19 protein-coding genes are annotated in these 20,417 nt (G+C 75.0%); 10 read left to right on the forward strand and 9 right to left on the reverse strand.

Annotated features, from left to right (window positions below):
- The first annotated feature begins 89 nt into the window (after positions 1 to 89).
- Positions 90 to 1,247, forward strand: a complete 1,158-nt coding sequence (locus tag ACIBPB_RS00855) for a GNAT family N-acetyltransferase (RefSeq protein ID WP_396837581.1) — start codon at positions 90 to 92, stop codon at positions 1,245 to 1,247.
- A complete protein-coding gene (locus ACIBPB_RS00860; RefSeq protein WP_396837582.1) occupies positions 1,244 to 2,404 on the forward strand; it encodes a GNAT family N-acetyltransferase in 1,161 nt (386 codons plus the stop codon). Before ACIBPB_RS00855 ends, ACIBPB_RS00860 begins: the two co-directional genes overlap by 4 nt.
- Positions 2,405 to 2,438: 34 nt before the next feature.
- On the opposite strand, the gene hpf is transcribed toward ACIBPB_RS00860, so the two are convergent.
- From hpf to mtrA, 5 genes are all read right to left on the reverse strand, one after another.
- Entirely contained in the window at positions 2,439 to 3,089 is a 651-nt protein-coding gene (gene hpf, locus ACIBPB_RS00865) for a ribosome hibernation-promoting factor, HPF/YfiA family (protein WP_357315530.1), read from the reverse strand.
- A 249-nt stretch (positions 3,090 to 3,338) separates the two neighbouring features.
- A complete protein-coding gene (locus tag ACIBPB_RS00870; protein WP_396837583.1) occupies positions 3,339 to 4,091 on the reverse strand; it encodes a ComF family protein in 753 nt (250 codons plus the stop codon).
- Positions 4,092 to 4,111: 20 nt separating this feature from the next.
- On the reverse strand, positions 4,112 to 5,953 hold the full coding sequence (locus ACIBPB_RS00875) for an LpqB family beta-propeller domain-containing protein (protein ID WP_396837584.1): 1,842 nt from the start codon (positions 5,951 to 5,953) through the stop codon (positions 4,112 to 4,114).
- Positions 5,950 to 7,647: an MtrAB system histidine kinase MtrB gene (gene mtrB, locus ACIBPB_RS00880; RefSeq protein WP_396838147.1), complete on the reverse strand. Its 1,698-nt coding sequence runs from the start codon at positions 7,645 to 7,647 to the stop codon at positions 5,950 to 5,952. The genes ACIBPB_RS00875 and mtrB overlap by 4 nt, the downstream gene beginning before the upstream one ends.
- Before the next feature lie 69 nt (positions 7,648 to 7,716).
- Positions 7,717 to 8,406, reverse strand: a complete 690-nt coding sequence (gene mtrA, locus ACIBPB_RS00885) for an MtrAB system response regulator MtrA (protein WP_091670731.1) — start codon at positions 8,404 to 8,406, stop codon at positions 7,717 to 7,719.
- A 216-nt stretch (positions 8,407 to 8,622) separates the two neighbouring features.
- Here mtrA and ACIBPB_RS00890 point away from each other — a divergent pair, with 216 nt between their 5' ends.
- From ACIBPB_RS00890 to ACIBPB_RS00920, 7 genes are all read left to right on the forward strand, one after another.
- Positions 8,623 to 9,462 (forward strand): hypothetical protein, encoded by an 840-nt coding sequence (locus ACIBPB_RS00890; protein WP_396837585.1) that lies wholly within the window; start codon positions 8,623 to 8,625, stop codon positions 9,460 to 9,462.
- A complete protein-coding gene (locus ACIBPB_RS00895) occupies positions 9,459 to 10,055 on the forward strand; it encodes a DUF4129 domain-containing protein (protein WP_396837586.1) in 597 nt (198 codons plus the stop codon). Before ACIBPB_RS00890 ends, ACIBPB_RS00895 begins: the two co-directional genes overlap by 4 nt.
- Positions 10,052 to 11,368 carry a DUF4350 domain-containing protein gene (locus ACIBPB_RS00900; protein WP_396837587.1) on the forward strand — a complete coding sequence of 439 codons (1,317 nt, stop codon included), beginning with the start codon at positions 10,052 to 10,054 and terminating at the stop codon, positions 11,366 to 11,368. The genes ACIBPB_RS00895 and ACIBPB_RS00900 overlap by 4 nt, the downstream gene beginning before the upstream one ends.
- The gene (locus tag ACIBPB_RS00905; RefSeq protein WP_396837588.1) at positions 11,365 to 12,351 is read left to right on the forward strand and encodes an AAA family ATPase; all 987 of its coding nucleotides are present in this window, start codon (positions 11,365 to 11,367) and stop codon (positions 12,349 to 12,351) included. The genes ACIBPB_RS00900 and ACIBPB_RS00905 overlap by 4 nt, the downstream gene beginning before the upstream one ends.
- Entirely contained in the window at positions 12,348 to 13,658 is a 1,311-nt protein-coding gene (locus ACIBPB_RS00910; protein WP_396837589.1) for a DUF58 domain-containing protein, read from the forward strand. Before ACIBPB_RS00905 ends, ACIBPB_RS00910 begins: the two co-directional genes overlap by 4 nt.
- 49 nt (positions 13,659 to 13,707) lie before the next feature.
- Complete coding sequence (locus ACIBPB_RS00915; protein ID WP_396837590.1) at positions 13,708 to 14,280, forward strand: TetR/AcrR family transcriptional regulator; 573 nt, start codon at positions 13,708 to 13,710, stop codon at positions 14,278 to 14,280.
- A gap of 103 nt (positions 14,281 to 14,383) precedes the next feature.
- Positions 14,384 to 14,809, forward strand: coding sequence for an ester cyclase (locus ACIBPB_RS00920; protein ID WP_396837591.1), 426 nt, complete (start codon positions 14,384 to 14,386; stop codon positions 14,807 to 14,809).
- Positions 14,810 to 14,842: 33 nt separating this feature from the next.
- On the opposite strand, the gene ACIBPB_RS00925 is transcribed toward ACIBPB_RS00920, so the two are convergent.
- Positions 14,843 to 15,847, reverse strand: coding sequence for a stage II sporulation protein M (locus ACIBPB_RS00925; RefSeq protein WP_396837592.1), 1,005 nt, complete (start codon positions 15,845 to 15,847; stop codon positions 14,843 to 14,845).
- A gap of 41 nt (positions 15,848 to 15,888) precedes the next feature.
- Here ACIBPB_RS00925 and ACIBPB_RS00930 point away from each other — a divergent pair, with 41 nt between their 5' ends.
- Positions 15,889 to 16,863, forward strand: coding sequence for an RDD family protein (locus tag ACIBPB_RS00930; RefSeq protein ID WP_396837593.1), 975 nt, complete (start codon positions 15,889 to 15,891; stop codon positions 16,861 to 16,863).
- 129 nt (positions 16,864 to 16,992) lie between these two features.
- Here the strand turns inward: ACIBPB_RS00930 and efeB are convergent, their stop codons facing one another.
- From efeB to efeU, 3 genes are read right to left on the reverse strand one after another with little or no spacing between them, the layout of a single operon-like run.
- Positions 16,993 to 18,345, reverse strand: coding sequence for an iron uptake transporter deferrochelatase/peroxidase subunit (gene efeB, locus ACIBPB_RS00935; protein WP_396837594.1), 1,353 nt, complete (start codon positions 18,343 to 18,345; stop codon positions 16,993 to 16,995).
- Positions 18,342 to 19,475 carry an iron uptake system protein EfeO gene (gene efeO, locus ACIBPB_RS00940; protein ID WP_396837595.1) on the reverse strand — a complete coding sequence of 378 codons (1,134 nt, stop codon included), beginning with the start codon at positions 19,473 to 19,475 and terminating at the stop codon, positions 18,342 to 18,344. The genes efeB and efeO overlap by 4 nt, the downstream gene beginning before the upstream one ends.
- Positions 19,476 to 19,504: 29 nt before the next feature.
- Positions 19,505 to 20,395, reverse strand: a complete 891-nt coding sequence (gene efeU / locus ACIBPB_RS00945; protein WP_396837596.1) for an iron uptake transporter permease EfeU — start codon at positions 20,393 to 20,395, stop codon at positions 19,505 to 19,507.
- Between the last annotated feature and the right edge of the window lie 22 nt (positions 20,396 to 20,417).

Genomic DNA, 20,417 nt, shown 5'->3' on the forward strand with positions numbered 1-20,417 from the left:
GGCGGGGAACCCGACATATCGCCCCAGCGCCTCGCTGGCCGGCGGTTATCCGGTTACGCCCAACGCGAACGGTCCGGCAGGATGGCCCGATGGAGCCCGTGGAGATCGTCGAGGACGGCCTGCTGCTGCGACCCTGGCGGCCCGAGGACGCCGACGCGGTGTACCGCGCCTGCCAGGATCGGGACATCCAGCGCTGGACCACCGTACCCCGCCCGTACCTGCCCGAGCACGCCCTCGGCTTCGTCACCGGGGTCAGCGCCCGGGCCTGGGCCGAGGGCACCGGCGCTCCGTTCGCGGTCTGCGACGAACGGACCGGCGAACTCCTCGCCTCCTGCGGACTCGTCTCCGTCGACCGGGCCCTGGACTCCGCCGAGGTGGGCTACTGGACGGCACCCTGGGCGCGGGGCCGGGGGGTGGCCGTCCGGGCCACCCGGGCGGTCGCCCGCTGGGCCTTCGACACGCTCAAGCTGCGCCGGTTGACCTGGCAGGCCGAGATCGGCAACCACGCCTCCCGGCTGGTCGCGCTCCGGGCCGGCTTCCGGGTCGAGGGCGAGCTGCGGCTCGCCCACCCGTCCGTCGACGGCCGCCCGGAGGGCTGGCTCGGCTCCCTCCTCCCGGCCGAGCTGGCCGCGCCCGGCGAGCCCACCCCGTACGGCCCGGACACCCTGGCCGCCCGCCGCGCCGCCGTCTTCGGCCGGCCCCAGCCCGTCCTGTTCGCCACCGCGATCGACACCGAGTTGCGGCTGCGCCCGCTGGACGACCGCGACCTCGACCCGATCGTGGCGACCTGCCGGGACGAGCAGACGGTCCGCTGGACCAGCGTCCCGCACCCCTACCAGCGGGCGGACGCCGAGGGCTTCGTGCGGGACTTCGCCGTCGCGGCCTGGGCCCGGGGCATCGGGGCGTACTACGCGGTCGCCGACGCCGACGACCGGTACCTCGGCTCGCTCGACCTGCGGATCTCCCCCGCCGACCCGCTGGTCGCCGATGTGGGCTTCATGACCGCCCCGCCGGCCCGCGGCCGGGGCTACCTGCCGGCCGCGCTGACCGCGCTCTGCGCATGGGGGTTCACCACGCTGGGGCTGGCCCGGGTGGAGTGGCGGGCCAACGTGGGCAACACCGCCTCCCGCCGGGCCGCCGAGAAGGCGGGCTTCGTCTTCGAGGGCACCACCCGGGGCGGGCTGCAGCACCGCGGCGAGCGGGTGGACGTCTGGGTGGCCGGGCTGCTCCCGGAGGACCTGGCGTGACCCCGGAGATCATCGAGGGGCACGGGGTACGGCTGCGGCCGTCCCGGCTGAGCGATCTGGCGGACACCGCCGCGGCCTGCGCCGACCCGGACATCCGGCGGTTCCTGCCCTTCCTGCCGAACCCGTACACCGAGGAGAGCGCCCGGTGGTGGATCACCGAGGGCGAGCCGGCGGTCTGGGCACGCGGCGGCGCGGCGTACACGGTCGCCGACCCGGCCACCGACCGGCTGCTCGGCGCGGCCGGCCTCAGCCACCCGCTGCCGGAACGCCGGCAGGCCGAGATCGGCTACTGGGTCGCGCCGTGGGCGCGCGGCCGGGGGGTGGCCACGGCCGCCACCCGCGCGCTGGCCGAGGCGGCCTTCGCCGCCGGCACCGCCCGGCTCGAACTGCTCACCCAGGAGGAGAACGCGGCCAGCCAGCGGGTGGCGCTGGCCGCCGGGTTCCGGTCCGAGGGGGTACGCCGGTCGGCCGGCCAGGGCCGGGACGCGCGGCACGACCTGGCGGTCTGGGTACGCCTGGCCGACGACCCGCCCGGGCCGACCGCCCGGCTGCTGCCCGACCTGCCCGACGGCCGGCTCACCGACGGCGTGGTGACGTTGCGCCGGGTGGGGCCGGCGGACGCCGACGCGCTGTACCGGCTGCACACGCTGCCGGAGGTGGTGGCGAACCGGGTGCCGCCGGTCCCGCCGACCCGGGAGGCGATCGCGCGGCGTTGCCGGCTGGCGGAGAGCCACTGGCTGGCCGGCCGCTCGGCCGACTTCGCCGTGCTGGACGCGGCCACCGGCGAGGTGGCCGGCGGCTGCGCGCTGGTCTACGACGAACCGGCCACCGGCCAGGCCATGCTCGGCTACAGCCTGCTGCCCGAGGCGCGCGGCCGGGGCCTGGCCACCCGGGCGGTACGCCTGATGGCCGGCTGGGCCTTCGACGTGGGGCTGGCCCGGCTCTGGGCCGGCACCCGGCCGGAGAACCTGGGCTCGCAGCGGGTGCTGGCGAAGGCCGGCTTCGGCCGGGAAGGGCTGCTGCGCGGCCGGCTCCCCGGCCCGGACGGCACCCGCACCGACTCGGTGATCTTCGGGCTGCTCGCCACCGACGTCGCGCGGCGCCGGCGCGCCGGGGCGGCGGCCGGGGGTGGAACGGCGGGAGCCGCGGCGGGCTGACCCACCACGGCTCCCGATCCGCACCGCGGGATGGTCAGGGTCCGGTGTCCAGCGAGATGATCCCGTAGTCGTAGGCGCGCCGGCGGTAGACCACGCTCGGGCGGCCGGACTCCTTGTCCTGGAACAGGTAGAAGTCGTGGCCGACCAACTCCATCTGGAAGAGCGCGTCGTCGACGGTCATCGGCTCGGCGGGGTGCACCTTCGCCCGCGCGATGTGCCACGGCTGGTCGTCGTGTTCCTCGAGGCCACCGTCGTCGGGCCGGTCGGCGACCGCGGTGGCCGTGGCGTGGCCGTTCAGCACCGCCATCCCCGGCCCGTCCAGGTCGGCGACCGGTAGGTCGGCGGTGGCGGCCGCGACGGAGAGCGGCGCGTGTCGGCCGCGGTGCACCCGGCGCCGGTCGGCCGCCCGGCGGAACCGGGTGTCCAGTTTGGCGATCGCCGCGTCCAGCGCGCTGTAGAAATCATTCGTGCAGGCCTCGGCCCGGATCACCGGGCCGCGCGTCACGCAGGTGATTTCCACCCGCTGGCAGTGATCGGCCTGGCGCGGATTGCGCTCGTGGAACAACTCGACGTCCACGCGAATGAGCTTGTGGTCGTAGCGTTCGATCTTCGCGAGCTTTTCGGCTACGTGCACCCGGTAATGGTCCGGCACTTCGACGTTACGGCCCTTGACCACGATGTCCACGTGACCTCCCTTGTTCGGACGGTCGTTCGGTCCGGATCTTCGGAGTCGACGCGCCCTGGGAAAGTCCCGCTCGGCGTCGACCGATGTGTACGGCTACGCCTCCTTCCAGTGCCGGGGAAGGTTGGAAACCTCCTACCCCCGACACCAGAACGCTAACTCCTGTTCGGCCACCAGTCACCCCCAGTTGCCGAGGGAGGCCGCGAAATTTAACAGGTCATACACCTTGGGGTGAAAGGGAAACACGAAGCGTCACGAATGGTGCCGCTTTTGCGTTGCGGCGAGCACGGCCGCGGCGTTTGGCGTCATTCCCGCGCCGCGCAGGACCCGACACACCGCCGCCAGGGTGGCCCCGGTGGTGACGATGTCGTCGAGCAGCACCACCGGCCCGTCCAGCGGCGCCGCACCCAGGCGGCGGCGCAGCCGGAACGCGGCGTCGGCCGCGGCGGCCCGGCCGGCGCTGTCCAGCGCCACCGAGTCCGGGCGGGGCAGCGCCCGCAGCGGCCGCAGCACGCGTACCGGCCAGCCGGCGCCGCGCAGCCGGGCCGCCGCGTGGCGGGTCAGCCGGCCCAGGTGGTCGCCGTAGCGGGCCCGGGCGGCCCGGGCGGTGTCCGGCACCGGCACCAGGGTCACCGGCCGCTCGGGGCCTACCGCCGCGGCCACCACCTCGGCGAGCAGCGCGCCCAGCGGCCGGGCCAGCCCGTGCCGGCCCCGTTCCTTGTACGCCAGCAGCCCTTCCCGCAGCGGGCCCGCGTACGGGCCGAGGGCGACGCAGGGCGGCAGGCCGGGCGGACAGGGATCGGGACGGGCCGGCGCGGGACGCAGCGCCGCCAGTTCGCCCGCGCAGGACGGGCAGAAGCCCTGCCGCAGGCCAGCGGACCGGGCGCGGCAGCCGGCGCAGGCCGCCGGCAGGACCAGATCGGTCAGGTCCGACCAGAGGCCGCCCAGGTCCGGCAGGCCAGTACCGCCCCGGTCCGACAGGCCGCCACCGCGCCGGTCCGGCATGTCAGTACCGCCCCGGCATCTCAGTAGAGGAAGAAGGGCGCGGTCGGGTCGGTCGCCCGGCTGCCGGCCGGCACCTCCAGCACCTGCTCCCGCTTGATGTTGTCGAACGGGTTGTTCCGGTAGGCGGCCCGGTCCCCGCCGCTGCCCGCCTCGTACATGTAGGAGAAGGACGGCGGCCCCCCGACGGCGCCGCCGGGGTACGCGGCCAGCTGGGTCACCTCGGCGCCCACGTTCGTCCGGAGAGCGGTCGCCTGGGTGCCGTCGACGGAACTCTGGTGGATCGCCGGTCGCCGGTCCGCCTCCTCGCCGGCGAGGATCAGCTCGTTCTCCGCGATCCAGTCGACGGCGGTGATCGCGGTGAGCAGGGTGGCCAGCCGGCGGGGCTGGCCCAAGTTGATCACGCCACCGTCCACGCTCACCGCGGCGACGTAGAGCGCGCCCCCGCTGACCAGGGCGATCCGGTGCCCGTCGAGGGAGCCGGCAACCGCCACGACCGGTCCGGGGACCGCCAGCGACACCAGGCTCATCGCGGCCGACGTCCCGTCGAACCGGTAGAGCTTGCCGTCGGCCGTCACCAGCCCGGCCGGGTGGTCCTTGTCCAGGGAGCGGAGCCAGGTGGGCCGCCCGATGGCGCGGTACGCCCCGCCGCTGGTGTTGAAGACGGTGACCGGCGCCGGACCGGAGCCGACCTTGAGCCGCTGCCGGCCGCCGGCCCCGGTCACCACGAGCGCGGCCAGGACCTGGTCGTCGGCGCGGGCCAGCGCCGCCGAGAACACGTTCTTGTTGTCGGCGGGCTCGATCGGCACGCCCACCGTGGGCTCGTTGCCGATGGCGAGCGGGCGGATCGCCCCGTCGTAGACGGTGAACCGGGCCGGGAGGTCCCCGTGCGGGTAGGCGGCGTGCGCCGCCCGCTCCGGCTCGAGGTCGACGGTGCGGCGCTTCTGGTTCTGGATCTTCAGGTCGAGCTTGCCGACCAGGTCCGGCAGCGACCAGGCGAGCTGGGTGCCGAGCAGGGCGAGCTTCCCGTCGTTCGCTCCCGGCATGGTGAGGTTGACCTCCCAGTGCCCGTCCGCGCCGGTGGCGTTGTTGATCGGCCGGGTACCGTCGGGAAGCCCGGTGACCCCCGGGGCGAGCCAGTCGGAAGGCCCGCCCGCGAGCCACTTCACCACGTCGGTGACCCGCCGCTCCGTCGACACGGACGAGGGGAGGTACCGCAGGTCGGGCACCAGCCGGGTCTGGTCCGAGTTCCAGAAGTAGATGGTGCGCGACCGGTAGTACTCGCGCAGCGCGGTGTCCCGTACCAGCAGCACGTTCGGCAGGTCGGTGATCAGCAGCCCCTGGCCCGGCTCGGTGCGGCGCAGCCGGAACACGTACTCGGTCTCGCTGGCCACCGGCGGGGCCAGGGTGCCGTCCGCACGCAGCACCCCGACCTGCTGCACCTTGACGGTCACCGCGCTGGTGCCCTGGTTGTTCGGCGGCGTGACCTCGAGCTTCTCCCGCAGCCGCACCACGGTCAGCTCGATCTCGCTGCTCTGTTTCTCGCGCAGCCGGGCCTGCGACTCCTGCGCGACGAATTCCTTCACCCGGGTGTACGCCTGCTCGCGCTCCCCGGCGGCGGCCGCCCGCAGGTAGTTCTCGATGAACTGCCCGGGCTCGTTGCTGTCCTCCGGCTTGGGCGGCCGGGCCGGGCTGCCGTTGAGCGCGCCGGCCTCGGCGGCCGGACCGGAGCCGTCGACCTGGACCTCGGTCTGGTCCGGCAGGCCGCAGCCGGTCAGCCCGGCGGGGAGCAGCGCGCCGGCCAGCAGCGCGGTCAGCAGGCGCCGCCGCCCGGCGCGGCGGACCGGCCCGCCGTACCCGCTCACGAGGTCACCTCGGCCCGGTCCGCGCCGTCCGCCGGCCCGACCGCCAGCGCGCCGGCCCCGCTGCCCGGCCCGATGGCGAGCAGGCCGCCGTCGCGGGGGCCGCCGAACGGCAGCGCGGCGTCGGCCGGCACCAGCCGCAGCGGGGAGGTGGTCAGCCGGTCGCCGGCCCGGGCCGGCAGGGTCAGCCGGAACTGGGCGCCCTGGCCGGGCGCGCCCCAGGCCTCCAGCCAGCCGCCGTGCAGCCGGGCGTCCTCCCGGCTGATCGACAGCCCCAGGCCGGTGCCGCCGGTCTGCCGGGCCCGGGACGGGTCGGCCCGCCAGAACCGGTTGAAGACCAGCTTCTCCTCGCCCGGCTTGAGCCCGACGCCGTGGTCGCGGACGGTGACCGCCACCGCGCTCTGGTCCATCCCCAGGGTGATCCGGACCGGCTTGGCCTCGCCGTGCTCGACGGCGTTGCCGACCAGGTTGCGCAGCACCCGTTCGACCCGGCGCGGGTCCACCTCGGCGATCACCGGTGTGTCCGGCAGGTCCAGCTCGATGGCCACCCCGACCCGCTCGGCCAGCCCCGCCAGCCGCTCGGCCACCCGGTGCACCACCGGCACCAGGTCGGTGGGCTCGGAGTCCAGCACCGCGAAACCGGCGTCGAAGCGGCTGATCTCCAGCAGGTCGGTGAGCAGTTCCTCGAACCGGTCCAGCTCGGCCTGGAGCAGCTCGGCGCTGCGGGCCACCGCCGGGTCGAACTCGTCCCGCTCGGCGAAGATCAGATCGGCGGCCATCCGGACCGTGGTCAGCGGGGTGCGCAGCTCGTGCGAGACGTCGGAGGTGAACCGCCGCTGCAACCGGGACATCTCCTCCAGCCGGAGGATCTGCCGTTGCAGATTGGTCGCCATCTGGTTGAACGAGGCGGCGAGCAGGGCCAGGTCGTCCTCGCCGTTGACCACCATCCGCTGGTCGAGCAGGCCGGCGGAGAGCCGCTGGGCGGTCCGGGCGGCCACCCGGACCGGGGTCACCACCAGCCGGGTGACCAGGGCCGCGAGCAGCCCGAGCAGGAGCACCAGGGCGGCGCCGGTGGCGACCACGGTGGCCCGGGCGTCGGCCGCGGTGGCGTCCTGCCGGGCCAGCGGTACGAGGTAGTAGAGCTCCACCTGGCCGAACTTGGTCGGCACCGGCGAGCCGTACACCAGGTATTTGGTGCGTTCGCCGTCGAGCGTGCCGGTGCGGATCTGGTGGGCGATCTTGCCGGCGGCGACCTTGGACCGCAGCTCCGACCCGATCAGCGGGCGGATCTGGACGTCCGGCGAGGTACGCGGCTCGATGAACGCGGTGAAGTTGTCCGCGGTGATCGCCACGACCACCCCGCTGGTCTGCGCCGGGTCACCGCCGGCCAGGTAGTTGACCGTGCCGTCGATGGTGTCCTGGAGCTGGGCCTCCTGCGGCGAGCTGTAGAGGTTGAACTGCTTCGAGGCGTACTCGCTGCCGTTGCGCAGCCGCAGCAGCACGTCGGTCTCGGCGTTCTCCAGCAGGATGCCGGTGATCTTGTCGGCGATCAGATAGGCGAACCCGCCCACCAGCAGGCTCGACGCCACCAGCGTGATGGTCACCACCCGGACCTGGAGCGACCGCCGCCAGGTGCGGTGCAGGCCGGAGGTGAGCCCGGCCGCCTGCCCGGCCAGCGCACGCCACAGCGCCCGCACGGCGCGCAGCCGGCGGGTCACCAGGGTCGGCGGGTCGGAGGGTGGCGAGGTCAGCACAGTGCGACCAGGCTATCCGGTGCCCGCCTTGTAACCCACGCCCCGAACCGTGAGGATGATTTCCGGTCGCTCCGGATCCGGCTCGATCTTGGCGCGCAGCCGCTGCACGTGCACGTTGACCAGCCGGGTGTCGGCGGCGTGCCGGTAGCCCCAGACCTGCTCCAGGAGCACCTCGCGGGTGAACACCTGGCGCGGCTTGCGGGCGAGCGCGACCAGCAGGTCGAACTCCAGCGGCGTCAGCTTCACCTCCTCGCCGTCCCGGCTGACCGTGTGCGCCGGCACGTCGATGGTGATCTGGTTGCCGGGCGGGCCGATGGTGAGCAGTTCCGGCGCCACGTCCTCGCCCCGGCGCAGCCGGGCCCGCATCCGGGCCACCAGTTCCTTGGGCTTGAACGGCTTGACCACGTAGTCGTCGGCGCCGGACTCCAGCCCGAGCACCACGTCGACGGTGTCGCTCTTGGCGGTGAGCATGACGATCGGCACGCCGGACTCGGCCCGGATCGCCCGGGCCACGTCGATGCCGCTCATCCCGGGCAGCATCAGGTCGAGCAGGACGATGTCGGGCCGACTGTCACGGAACGCGGCCAGTGCCCGTTCCCCGTCCGCGACGAAGGAGGGCACGAAGCCCTCGCTGCGCAGGACGATGCCGAGCATCTCGGCGAGCGCTGGGTCGTCGTCGACGACCAGTACCCGGGCTCTCATGGGGTTTATCGTTCCATCCCCGTTCGTTTCGGAGGGTTCGGCGTCATCACACGGCACGGTACTGCGGTGGGCGGCCCGGCACCACAGCCGCCGACCAGGACGGCCCGCGTGGCGTGCCGCGGGTCGGCGGGTCAGCCGGAACCGGACCGGCCGTGCAACCATGATCCCCCGGGCGCGCCGCCGCCCGCCACCACCGCTCGTCCAGCAGGAGTACGCGTGCCCGACGCCGGCCCGACCGCCGTGCTGCCGCGCCGCCCGCTGACCGTGGGCGAGTTGCTGGACTCGGCCGTCCTGCTGCTGCGCGACCAGGCCCGGCTGCTGGTCCCGCTCGGTGTCCTGCTGGCCCTGGGCGAGCAACTGCTGCTGCACCCGCTGCGGGTGCTGGCCGCCGCCCGGCCGCCCGAGTGGCTGCCCGACAGCGATCGGCTCGGCACGTACTGGCTGCTGCTCGCGGTGGGAGCGGGCACCGAGGCGGCGATCATCGCGCTGCTCGGCAACCCGGCGGCCCGGGCCGCCGGAGCGGCGCTGCTGGGCCGCCGGGCCGGCCCCGCCGAGCTGCTCCGCCCGGCCCGCTGGGTGGGCACCCTGTTGTTCGCGGCGGCAGCCGGCTGCGCCGTCGGCCTGGCCGGGTTGGCCGGGCCGGCCTGGTTCGTGGCGTACGCGCTGCTCGGGGCGCTGATCCCGGCCCTCGTGGTGGACCGGGTCCCGGCCCACCGGGCACCGGGACGGGCGCTGCGGCTCGCGGTGCGCGGCGGCGGGCGGGCCGGCGGGATCCGGCTCCTCGGCTATCTGGGCTGGTGGCTGCTCCGGCTGGGGGTCGGCCTCGGCGGCTACCACGGCCTCGAACTGCTCGGCCTCTTCGACGTCCAGGCGTGGGCGCTGCCGATCGCCACGGTCTGCTGGGTCGCGGTGAACGCCGTCGCCTACCCGGCGCTGGCCTGCCTGGACGCGGTGTTGCACCTGGAGACCCGGATGCGCTCCGAAGGGCTGGACATCCGGCTCTCCCGGGCCCCGGCCGGCGTCCCGGAACCCGTCCTGCTGGCGGTGCGGCGGTGAGCCGCTGGTGGACCGAGACGGTCGCCGCGCTCGGCGACGTCGTACCGCTGCCGCTGGCCGCCCTGCTCCTGCTGCTGGCCGCCCTGGGCTGGTACTTCTTCCCGGCCTGGGTGCCCCGCCGGCTGCCGCGGCTGGGCCTGCCCCGGCTGCGGCTGCCCCGACTGCGGCTGCCCCGACTGCGGCTGCCCCGACTGCGGCTGCCGCGCCGCCGCCGGCGGGCGGTCCGGACGGCCACAGTCGTGCCGACGGTGCCCGCGCCGCGGGCGCCGGACGCGGGTCCGACCGGCCTCGCCGACCGGCTCGCGGCCGAGGGGCGGTACGCCGAGGCGGTCCGGGAACGGCTGCGCGAGATGGTCGGCGACCTGGTGGCCCGGCAGGTGGTGGCGCACCGCCCCGGGATGACCGTCACCGAGCTGACCACGGCCGTGGCGCACGCCCGGCCCCGGGTGCAGCCGACCCTGCACGCAGCCGGCACGATCTTCTCCGACCTCTGGTACGCGCAGCGTCCCGCCACCCGGCAGCACGACGACCGGATGCGCGACCTCGCCACCGAGCTGCACCGGCACCTGGCCGGCGAGGGTGCGCCCGGATGACCGCCGTCCCCGCTCCGCCCCGGCCGGCCGTCGCCGCGCGCCCGCGCCGCCGGCACCGGCTGCTGATCCCGCTGGCGGTCGCGGTGCTGCTGATCGTGGCCACCCTGGTCCTGCACGCCGTGGACCAGCCCGACCCGGACGACTCCGGTTTCCTCTCGCCGGTCGCCACCGGGGGCGACGGCGGCAGCCGGCTCGCCGCGGCGCTGCGCGACCAGGGCGTACCGGTGCGCCGGGAGACCGACACCGGGCGGGCGCTGGCGGCCGCCCGGACCGGCCCGACCACCCTCTTCGTGCCCGCCCCCGGCCTGGTCCACCCGGCCACCCTGGACGAGCTGGGTTACCTGCCGCCCGGCAGCCGGCTGGTCCTGGTCGACCCGTCCCGGCGGGTGGTGGACGGCCTGGGCCTGCCGCTGCGCCCGACCGGGCGGCGCTGGGCCACCCGGGTCAGTGCCCCGGACGCCGACGGTCGCCCGTGCCCGCTGCCCGAGGCCGCCCAGGCCGGCGCCGCCGCCGCCGACCGCCAGCGGTACGCCGCCCGCCCCGGCCGGCCCGCCGACCGCTGCTACGCCGGCGGCCTGGTCCGGGTGCCGTGGCGCACCGAGGTGGTGGTGATCGGGGCCAGTGACCCGTTCCGCAACGACCGGATCGACGAGGGGGGCAACCGGGACCTCGCCACCGGCCTGCTCGGCGGCGCCCGACCGGTGGTCTGGCTCGACCTGCCCGGCCCGGCCCCCGCGCCCACCGGCCCGAGCGCGTCGCCGACGCCGGGCGACGGGGACCGGCCCGGCCGGGGAACAGGCGACGGGCGGGACCCGGCCGGCTCGGACGGCCGCGAACAGGACCGGGCGGGCGAGCGGCCGCCCTGGGACAACCCGCTCTGGGACGCCTTCCCGGCCTGGTTCTGGGCGCTGCTGGCCCAGCTCGCGCTGGCCGGCCTGCTGGTGCTGCTCTGGCGGGCCCGGCGGCTCGGCCCACCGGTGCCGGAGCCGCTGCCGGTGACCGTCCGCTCCGCCGAGACGGTGCTCGGCCGGGCCCGGCTCTACCAGCGGGCCGGCGCCCGGGACAGCGCCGCCGAGACGCTGCGCGCCGCCGCCCGCGACCGGCTGCTGCCCCGGCTCAACCTGCCCGCCGACGCCGCTCCGGCCGAGGTGGCCGCCCGGGTCGCTGCGTACACCGGCGACGACCCGGACCGGGTGGCGGAGCTGCTGCACGGTGCCGCCCCGGAGAACGACCAGGAGCTGCTGGCGCTGGCGCGCGACCTGGACGCCCTGACCCGTACCGTCGCTCATCCGACCGAAGGAGATCCCCGGTGACCGGACCCGTCATCGCCGCGCCGACCGTCGCGCAGCCCGACGCCCGCGCCGCCCTGCACCGGCTGCGGGCCGAGGTGGCCAAGGCCGTGGTCGGCCAGGACGCGGTGGTCACCGGCCTGGTGCTCGCCCTGCTCTGCCGCGGGCACGTGCTGCTGGAGGGCGTGCCGGGGGTGGCCAAGACGCTGCTGATCCGGACCGTGGCCACCGCGCTGGACCTGGGGTCCAAGCGGGTGCAGTTCACCCCGGACCTGATGCCGGGTGACGTGACCGGCTCGTTGATCTTCGACCCGCACACCGCCGCGTTCACCTTCCGGGAGGGGCCGGTCTTCACCAACCTGCTGCTCGCCGACGAGATCAACCGGACGCCACCGAAGACCCAGTCGGCGCTGCTGGAGGTGATGGAGGAGCGGCAGGTCTCCGTCGAGGGCGAGCGCCGCCCGCTGCCCGAGCCGTTCATCGTCGCGGCCACCCAGAACCCGATCGAGTACGAGGGCACCTACCCGCTGCCCGAGGCGCAGCTCGACCGGTTCCTGCTCAAGCTGACCGTGCCGCTGCCCACCCGGGACGAGGAGCTGGGCGTGCTGCGCGCCCACCACGCCGGCTTCGACCCGCGGGACCTGCGGGCGGCCGGCGTACGGCCGGTGGCCACCGCGGCGGACCTGGCCGCCGCCCGCGAGGCGGTCGGCCGGGTGCACGTGGCCGAGCCGGTGCTCGGCTACATGGTGGACCTGTGCCGGGCCACCCGGGCCGCCCCCGCGCTGGAGCTGGGCGCCTCGCCCCGGGGCGCCACCGCGCTGCTCAGCACCGCCAAGGCGTGGTCCTGGCTGGCCGGGCGGGACCACGTCACCCCGGACGACGTGAAGGCGGTCGCCCGGCCCACCCTGCGGCACCGGCTCCGGCTGCGCCCGGAGGTGGAGCTGGAGGGCGTCACCGTCGACGCGGTGCTGGACGCGGTGCTGGCCACCGTGCCAACCCCGCGATGACCCGGCGGGCGGCGCTGCTGCTCGGGCTGGGCGCGGCCACCCTCCCGGCCTGGCCGGCGCCGTTCCTCGGCGTCGCGCTGATGACCGGGGTGGTGCTGCTGCTCGTCGCGTTGGACTGGGCCCTCGCCGCGCCGCTGCACGCGCTCACCGCCACCCGCGACGGGGACCGGGTGGTCCGGCTGGGCGGCACGGCCACCGTCACGCTGCGGCTGGCCAACGGCTCCGACCGGACCCTGTACGCCCAGGTGCGCGACGCCTGGGTGCCCTCGGCCGGGGCCGGCCCCGACGTGCCGCCCGAGCGGGTGCTCACCGTCGAGCCGGGCGGCGTCGCCACGCTGCCGGTGCGGCTCACCCCGACCCGGCGCGGCGACCGGCCCGCGGCGGCGCTGACCGTACGCTCGCTGGGGCCGCTGCGGCTGGCGTTCCGGCAGCGGGCCGGCCGTCCCGGCACGCCACCGTGGACGCTGCGCGCGCTGCCCCGCTTCGACTCCCGGCGGCACCTGCCGGAGAAGCTGTCGAAGCTGCGGATCATCGACGGCGTCCAGGTCACCCGGGGGCGCGGCCAGGGCACCGAGTTCGACACCCTGCGCGAGTACGTGATCGGCGACGACGTCCGGTCGATCGACTGGCGGGCCAGCGCCCGCCGCGCCGACGTGCTGGTGCGGACGTGGCGGCCGGAGCGGGACCGGCGGCTGGTCTGCGTGCTGGACACCGGGCGCACCGCCGCGGTACGGGTCGGGGACGAACCGCGGCTGGACACCGCGATCGACGCGGCGCTGCTGCTCACCGCGCTGGCCGCCCGCGCCGGCGACCGGGTCGACCTGCTCGCCGCCGACGCCACGGTCCGGGCCACGGTCACCGGCAGCGGCCGGCCGGCGCTGCTCGCCCGGCTGGTCGACGCGGTCGCCCCGCTCCAGCCGGCCCTGGTGGAGACGGACTTCGAGCTGATCGCCGGGGAGGTGCTGCGCCGGGAGCGGCAGCGCAGCCTCGTGGTGCTCTTCACCGCGCTGGAGGCGGGCGCGCTCGGCGAGGGGCTGCTGCCGGTGCTGCCCCGGCTGGCCGCCCGGCACCGGGTGGTGCTCGCGGCGACCCACGACCCGGTGCTCACCGGGCTGACCGTCGGGCCACCGGCGACGCCGGACGACGCATACGCCGCCGCGGCCGCCTGGCGGGCCCTGGCCGAGCGGGAGCGGGTCCGGGCCGCGCTGTCCCGGCACGGGGTGACCGTGGTGGACGCGCCGGCCGACCGGCTCGCCCCGGCGGTCGCCGACACCTACCTGCGGCTCAAGTCCCTCGGCCAGCTCTGACCCGACCCATTCTTGACCCGAAGGTACAGAACCGCGTAGCGTCCCCGTCATGGGCAGGCCGAAGCAGTTCGATCCCGACGCGGCCGTCGACAAGGCGATGGGACTCTTCTGGCGCAAGGGGTTCACCGACACCACGCCGCAGGATCTCGTCGCGGAACTGGGCATCGGCAAGGGCAGCCTCTACCACACCTTCACCAGCAAGCGGGCGCTGTTCGACCTCGCCCTGGCGCGGTACGTCGACATGCGGGTGGCCGGCATCACCGAGACGCTGGACGCGCCAGGCCCCGTTGTCGAACGTCTGCGGGCGGCACTGCAACGGCTGGCCGACGGGGACGTGGCCCTGACGTCCCGTGGTTGTCTCGCCGTCAACACGGCCGTGGAGCTGGCCGGCTCCGACGAGGCGGCGTCCGACGCGGTTCGGCGGCTGTTCGAACGCATCGAGGGCGCGTTCCGGGCGGCGATCGAGGAGGGGCAGCGTAGTGGGGAGATCGCCGCGGACCGTGCTGCCCGGGACGTGGCGAGCCTGCTCCTCACCTCGTTCATCGGCATGTCGGTCCTGGCGAGGAACCGGGATGCGGAACGGTTGCGCCGGGTCGTCGACGCGGTGATGGCCCTCCTCTGACGTCCACCCACCGGATGCTCCGCCCTGCCCAGATTTTTGACCCGCAGTTACAGAAATACAGCGAGCGGCCCAGCCGTACGCAGATGAAGGGGATGCAGAAACCATGGCCCAACACAACGAAGCAGGCGAGTTGGACGGTCCGCCGAACCCGAAGCTTGACCGCAACAAGCAGACGGTCCTGGCCTTCTACGAAGCCGGCATCAACAACAAGGACTTCGCCGCGGCGTCAAAGTTCATCGGTGAGCGCTACGTGCAGCACAACCCGCAGATCGCCGACGGCGCCGAAGGCTTCGAGCGCCGCGTCGGCTTCATCAAGGAGACATTCCCCGAGCTGCGCGCCGAGGTCAAGATGATCGTCGCCGAAGGTGACTTCGTCATGGCGCACGTCCACGGGGTACGGGTCCCCGGGCAGCGTGGCACGGCCATCGTCGACATCTTCCGGCTCGACGACGACGGAAAGCTCGTCGAGCACTGGGACGTCATGCAAGACATCCCGGAGCACTCCGAAAACCAGAACGGGATGTTCTGACCAGCCGGCGCTCCGGTGTGGACACCGCGCCGGTCAGGACGGTGTCCCCGCCGGAGTGCTCTCAGTGCGGATCACACCGCCGTCGGCGGGCGGCGGGCTGACGTTGGCGGCACGGCGGCCGAGGACCAGCGCGTACGCCAGGAAGGCCAGCCAGGCCGCGGCGCCGACGGCCACCCGGACGGCGACCGGCAGCGGCGCCGGCGTGACGAACGCCTCCAGCAGCGCGGAGACGGCGAAGAGCCCGACCAGGCCGACCGCCACCACGATCGCGGAGCGGCCCGCCTCGGCGACCGCCCGGCCCCGGCTCAGGTGGGCCGGCGGCGCGATCCACGCCCAGCCGGTCCGCAGCCCCACCCCGGCGGCCACGAAGATGCCGGTGAGTTCCAGCAGCCCGTGCGGGGTGATCAGGCCGAAGAAGACGTCCGCCCGGCCGTAGGAGATCATCACCCCGCCGACCACACCGAGGTTCAGCGCGTTCTGCCAGAGCAGCCAGAACACCGGCACGATCAGCACCCCGGAGGCGAGGCACTGCGCGGCGATCCACGCGTTGTGCGTCCACAGGTGGAACGCGAAGGTCGGCGCGGTGAACTCGGTGTAGTAGCCGGCGAAGCCGGAGTCGACCAGGTCGGCGGCGGCGTCCTCGCCGATGAACGCGGCGGCGGTCTCCGGGTGCCCGGCGACGAACCAGATGAGGAACCCGCTGAGCGCGCTGAACCCGGTGGCCACCGCGCACCACCAGGGCCAGGCCCGGTAGAGGGCGGCCGGCAGGTCGGCCAGCAGGAACCGGCGGACCGCCGCCCACGACGGCCGGGGCCGGCCGGTGATCCGGGCCCGGGCCGCCAGCACCAGGTGGGACAGGTGGTTGACCAGCGCCGGGTCGGGCGAGCGGCTACGCAGCACCGAGAGGTGGGTCGCGGCCCGCTGGTAGAGCACGACCAGCTCGTCGACCTCGGCCGCGGCCAGGCGGCGCTGGCCGGTCAGCCGCGCCAGCCGCCGCCACTCGGCGGTGTGCTCCGCCACGTACGCGTCGAGATCCACACGTCCTCCCCCGTTCGGCGCTCATAGTGTTCACTGTGGCGGTGCGCGCGCAACCTCCCCCACCCCCGCGGTGGGCCGACGCCGGGTTGGTCAGTGGCGAGGCGGTCGAGCTGGACGTCCGGGCCGCCCGGCTCGGCTCCCGGGTGCTGGCCCTGCTGATCGACCTGCTGGCCCAGTTGGTGGTGGCGCTGGTGCTGTCGATCGTGCTGTCGCTGCTGCTGCTCCTGCTGCCCGGCGGCCTGGTCGACGGCGCGCTGTCCGGGGCGATGCAGACCGTGCTGCTGATCCTGGTGCTGGTCGGCTACCCGGTGCTGATGGAACGCTTCGCGGGCGGCCGGACGCTGGGCAAGCTCGCCGTGGGGCTGCGGGTGGTCCGCGCCGACGGCGGCCCGGTGGGCGTCGGCCAGTCGCTGACCCGGGCCCTGGTCGGGGTCGCGGTGGAATGGCCCGGCCTGGTGCTGCCGCTGCTGAGCTGGGCGGCGAGCGTCACGGTGATGCTCAGCGACCCACGCGGGCGCCGGCTGGGCGACCTGGTCGCCGGCACGCTGGTGGTGCACACCCGGGCCGCGGGGGTCTGGCGGCCGCTGCCGGCGGCCGTACCGCCGCTGCTGGGCTGGGCGGCGCTGGCCGACCTGAGCCGGGTGGACGACCGGCTGGCGCTGGCCGTGCGGCAGTACCTCACCCGCAGTCATCAGCTCGCCGAGCCGGAGCGGACCCGGTTGGGGCGGGAGCTGTGGGCGGAGGTCGCGGCGGTCACCGCGCCACCGCCGTCGTGGGCCGCGCCGGAGCCGGCGTACCTGGCCGCCGTGCTGGCCGAGCGGGGCCGGCGGGCGGCACACCGGCTGGGGCGTACCCGGGCGGTCACCGCCACGCTCTGGCCCGAGCTGGCCCCGCCGGCGGTCGCCGACCCGGCCCGGCCGGCGACCCGGTTGCGGCCCGCCGCGCCCACGGCCGCCGTGCCCGGCCAGCCCGAGCCGGTACGCGGACAGCCGGCCTCGGTCCGCGCGGAGCGCTGACCCGCCGGCAACAGCCCGCGTGACCCGCCGCGCGACGGTCCGCACGGAGGCTGACCCGCCGGCGGCAGCCGGCCAGCCGGCTCGGCACCCGGCCGCCGCAGGGGTCAGGGGACCCGCCGTCGTCCGGGGTCAGGAGAAGAGCGCCCGGCCCCACCAGTCGGCGGCGTCGCGCACGCCCGGCGGGCAGGCGAAGAGCGCGCTGGAGACGTGCCGCAGGTATTCGTTCATGGCGTCGTTGCGGGCCAGCCGGGTCTGGATCGGCACGAACTGCTTGCCGGGGTCGCGCTGGTAGGCGATGAAGAAGAGCCCGGCGTCGAGCCGGCCCAGCCCGTCCGAGCCGTCCACGAAGTTGTAGCCGCGGCGCAGCAGCCGGGCGCCGTCGTTCTGGTCGGGGTGGGCGAGCCGGACGTGCGCGGTCTCGGCGATCACCGGCGCGCCGTCGTCGCCCTTGGCGGCGAAGTCCGGCTCGTCGAACTCGGCCCGCCTGCCCAGCGGCGCGCCGCTGCCCTTGGCCCGCCCGACGATCATCTCCTGCTCCGCCAGGGGGCTGCGGTCCCAGGTCTCGACCAGCATCCGGATCTTGCGGGTGACCAGGTAGGACCCGCCGGTCATCCAGTCCTGGCCGTCGCCGGGCTGGGCCCAGAGCTGCTCGCGGAGCAGGTCGGCGTCCTCGGCCTTGAGGTTGGCGGTGCCGTCCTTGAAGCCGAACAGGTTGCGCGGCGTGGCCTGCCCCCGGGTGGTCGACGAGGTACGCCCGAAGCCCAGCTGCGACCAGCGGACGCTGACCACGCCCATCCCGATCCGGGCCAGGTTACGGATGGCGTGCACCGCCACCTGGGGGTCGTTGGCGCAGGCCTGGACGCAGATGTCCCCGCCGGAGAGCTCCGGCTTGAGCGCGTCACCGGCGAAGTGCGGCAGGTCGGCCAGGGCGGCCGGGTGCCTGCCGGCGATGCCGAACCGGTCCCGGCCCTGGGCGTCGCGGAACAGCGTCGGGCCGAAGCCGACGGTGAGGGTGAGCTGCGACGGAGGCAGCCCGAGCGCCTCGCCGGTGTCGTCCGGCGGGGCCTCCGGCATGCCGTCGACCGCACCGATCAGCCCGGCGTCCTTGCCGGCGGTCATCCGGGCCGCGGCGGCGGTCCACTCCTGGAGCAGCGCGACCAGCTTCGCCCGGTCCTTGGTGATCACGTCGAACGCGACGAAGTGCAGCCGGTCCTGGGCCGGGGTGGTGATGCCGGCCTGGTGCTCGCCGAAGAACGGGACGGCTCCGGCGGCGGTCGCGGTGGCCGACGCCTGGTCTCCCCCGCCGAGGAGGGCGCCGGCGCCGGCGGCCACCCCGGCCACGCCGGCGACACCGGCCCCGGCCAGGGTGATGGCCCGGCGCCGGGACACCCCGCGCGCGGTCTCCCCGGCGCTCGGCGCGCGCACCGCGCCGGCCGGCTCGCTGGGCTCACTCATCGCGTCACCTCCCGGTCGGGTCGTCATCGAGCGACGACGGCGGCAACCTTGCTGATCGGCTCGGCCAGGGCGTTGATGCTGTCCGACAGCTCCTTCAGCTCGGCCTTGCTGAGCTGGTTGTGCAGCTTCCAGCCGTCGCCGACGCGGTGCTTGCCGAGCGCGGCCTCGACGGTGCCGAACTCGGCGTCGAGCTGCTTGACCAGGTCGGGCGAGCGCTGCTCGAGGGCGGGCCGGAGGGCCGCGATGGCCGCCTTGGAACCTTCGAGGTTGGCGTTGAAGTCCCAGAGGTCGGTGTGCGAGTAGCGCTCCTCCTCGCCGGTGATCTTGCCGCTGGCGACCTCGTCGAGGAGCGCCTTGGCACCGTTGGCGAGCTGGAGGGGGGTGAGCTTCTCGGCGTTGGCCTTCGCCACGATCGCCTTGACGTCGGTGAGCAGCTGGTCGGCGAGCGCGCCGTCCTTGCTGACGTCGCCGGTTGTCCAGAGGTCCTTCTCGATCCGGTGGAAGCCGGTGAACTCCATGCCCTCCTCGACGACCTCCTCCCGGCCGTCGATCTTCGGGTCGAGGTCGCCGAAGCTCTCCGCGACCGGCTCGATCCGCTCCCAGTAGGTGCGGGTCACCGGGTAGAGCTGCTTGGCCTTGGCCACGTCGTTGGCCTTGACGGCGGCGACGAACTCCTCGGTCTTGGTGAGCAGCGCCGCGGTCTGGCTCCGCACGTAGCGCTGGTAGCTGGCGGTGGCCTCGCTGAGGGCGGCGTCGGGCGCCACGGTGGCGGCGGTGCCGCTGACCTTCAGCGCGCCTCGGATGCCGCGCCCGCTCATGCCCGGCTTGCAGGCCGTCTCGTACGTCCCGGCGGGCAGTTCGACGCGCAGTTCGCGGCTCAGGCCGGGGGCGATGTTCTCCACCTCGCCCATCACCCGGTCACCGGCGGCGTAGACGTAGAACTCGTTGACCTTGGACCCCGAGTTGGTCACCTTGAAGGTGACCTGGCCGGCCTCGATCTGGGTGGCGGCGACCTCGCAGGCGCTGTCGGTGGCCTTGACCTCGATCGGGCCGCCGGACCTGGCGTCCGGCTGGTCCCCGCCGCCCCCGCAGCCGGTCAGTCCGGCCAGGGCGAGCAACCCGGCGGCGGCGGGCGCGACGAATCGAGTGGTACGCATCGGTGCGGTGTCTCCTCGGAAGGCGGGCATCAGGCGCGTTGCGGCGCGGTGACCGGGGTGTCGGTGCCGGCCGACGGGGTGCCGGCGGGCGGGGCGGCGGGCCGGGCGGGTGCGGCCGGCTTGCGCAGGAAGAGCAGCAGCACCGGGACCGCGTACGCCACCCAGGCGATCACCTCGAGCACGGACGGGGTGGCGGTGATGTTGAACATGCCGCTGAGCAGGGCCGCGTACCAGGTGCTCGGGTCGAGCACCGAGGAGATGTCGAAGGCGTGGTTGTTCAGGCCGGGCAGCACGCCGGCCTCCTGGAAGTCGTGCACGCCGTACTTGAAGATGCCGGCGGCGACGAGGATCAGCAGCGCCCCGGTCCAGGTGAAGAACCTGCTCAGGTTGAGCTTGAGCGCGCTGCGGTAGAGCAGGAAGCCGATCACCACGGCGGTGAGGATCCCGCCGAGCAGGGCGAGCAGCGGGCCCCGGCTGGCGCCGCCGGCCGCGCTCTGCGCCGCGGAGTAGAAGATCAGGGCGGTTTCCAGGCCCTCCCGGACGACCGCGAGGAAGGCCATGCCGGCGACCGCGAACGCGCCGACCGCGAGCGCCTCGGAGAGCTTGCCGCGCAGCTCACCGGCGATGCTCCGGGCGGCCTTGCGCATCCAGAAGATCATCCAGGTGACGAAGACGACGGCGGCCACCGAGGTGACGGCGTCGAAGAGTTCCCGCTCGTCGGAGGTGTCCAGCAGGGTGGTCGAGGTGTACTCGATCAGCCAGCCGAAGAGCACCGAGAGCGCCACGGCCGCGCCGACGCCGAGCCAGACCTGCGGCAGCCGTCCGCGCCGGTTCGACTTCACCAGGAAGGCGACCAGGATGCTGACCACCAGGGTGGCCTCCAGGCCCTCCCGAAGGCCGATCAGGTACGTGGCGAACATCGGTAACTCCGTACTCTTGGTT

The sequence above is a fragment of the Micromonospora sp. NPDC049836 genome, assembly GCF_044465125.1.
Taxonomy (GTDB): Bacteria; Actinomycetota; Actinomycetes; order Mycobacteriales; family Micromonosporaceae; genus Micromonospora.

Excerpts from the sequence above, each read along its gene's own strand:
- ACIBPB_RS00855 (WP_396837581.1), top strand. The coding sequence starts at position 90 with ATGGAGCCCGTGGAGATCGTCGAGGACGGCCTGCTGCTGCGACCCTGG.
- ACIBPB_RS00870 (WP_396837583.1), bottom strand. The coding sequence starts at position 4,091 with ATGCCGGACCGGCGCGGTGGCGGCCTGTCGGACCGGGGCGGTACTGGC.
- mtrA (WP_091670731.1), bottom strand. The coding sequence starts at position 8,406 with ATGAGAGCCCGGGTACTGGTCGTCGACGACGACCCAGCGCTCGCCGAG.
- ACIBPB_RS00900 (WP_396837587.1), top strand. The coding sequence starts at position 10,052 with ATGACCGCCGTCCCCGCTCCGCCCCGGCCGGCCGTCGCCGCGCGCCCG.
- ACIBPB_RS00910 (WP_396837589.1), top strand. The coding sequence starts at position 12,348 with ATGACCCGGCGGGCGGCGCTGCTGCTCGGGCTGGGCGCGGCCACCCTC.
- ACIBPB_RS00915 (WP_396837590.1), top strand. The coding sequence starts at position 13,708 with ATGGGCAGGCCGAAGCAGTTCGATCCCGACGCGGCCGTCGACAAGGCG.
- ACIBPB_RS00920 (WP_396837591.1), top strand. The coding sequence starts at position 14,384 with ATGGCCCAACACAACGAAGCAGGCGAGTTGGACGGTCCGCCGAACCCG.
- efeB (WP_396837594.1), bottom strand. The coding sequence starts at position 18,345 with ATGACGACCCGACCGGGAGGTGACGCGATGAGTGAGCCCAGCGAGCCG.
- efeO (WP_396837595.1), bottom strand. The coding sequence starts at position 19,475 with ATGCGTACCACTCGATTCGTCGCGCCCGCCGCCGCCGGGTTGCTCGCC.
- efeU (WP_396837596.1), bottom strand. The coding sequence starts at position 20,395 with ATGTTCGCCACGTACCTGATCGGCCTTCGGGAGGGCCTGGAGGCCACC.